The organism is Neobacillus drentensis (assembly GCF_036965245.1).
In the GTDB taxonomy this organism is placed as follows: domain Bacteria; phylum Bacillota; class Bacilli; order Bacillales; family Cytobacillaceae; genus Neobacillus; species Neobacillus drentensis_G.
Map to the genome: position 1 here is coordinate 376 of NZ_JBALPG010000251.1, position 789 is coordinate 1,164.

Below are 789 nucleotides of genomic sequence, written 5' to 3' on the forward strand. Positions count from 1 at the left end.
GAATTATCCATATTAAGAGAAATATCTGTTCTCAGAAATTTAGGATTAAGTATTTCTGAAATAAAAGATACTTTTGAAAGTAGCAATAAGTCATTAACATTATCGAAATATAAATATTTAATGGATTTAAAAAGGCAAAGGGCAGTTGAACAACAGCAATGTCTTGAACTCCTAATTGAAAGCTATAATATTAATGAAGCTATGGAGTTTATTAACTCTAATCTCAACGGTTCTTTTACAATCAAAGAAAAATTAGTGCTGTCTTTTCCAGGTGCATTTGGTATTTATTTGTCTATTCACTTCGGACAATTTTTAAATGAGAAAATTGATAGTGTTGAGAAGGAAGAGGCTTTTAATAAAATTGTTCACTTTTTGGATAATATAAATATTACCAAAGAAATAGCAGAGTATTTAGAAGGCTTCACTTCTTTAATAAAGCAGGATGACTTAGAAAAAATGAACACTACATTACTAAATGCAATTGATGACATTGACAGCTATATCGCAAATAATGAACTGTTTATGGAGGAGTACATCAAATTCCGTAATTCCGAAGAGTATAAGTCAACCCCTACATACAAAATGCAGCAATTGCTATTAGAGTTCCAGCAAAGCAGTGGATACTATGAGATTTTTATAACAAATTTAAAAATTTTGAGTAGGTCTTACCAAGAGTATTCGAATAAACTCCAAGATGCAAATGAATTGTTTATTAAGAAGTATCCAGAAACGGAAAAGTTTTTTCAAAAGGATTGAAATAACATAAACGGGAGCGTTGATCCAAGAAGG

The 789-nt window shown here is 30.0% G+C and carries 1 protein-coding gene; it reads left to right on the plus strand.

Translation table 11 applies throughout. The features are described 5' to 3' along the window. On the plus strand, positions 1-756 hold a 756-nt coding region (locus V7150_RS26475; protein WP_335524286.1), incomplete at its 5' end, for a MerR family transcriptional regulator. Between the last annotated feature and the right edge of the window lie 33 nt (positions 757-789).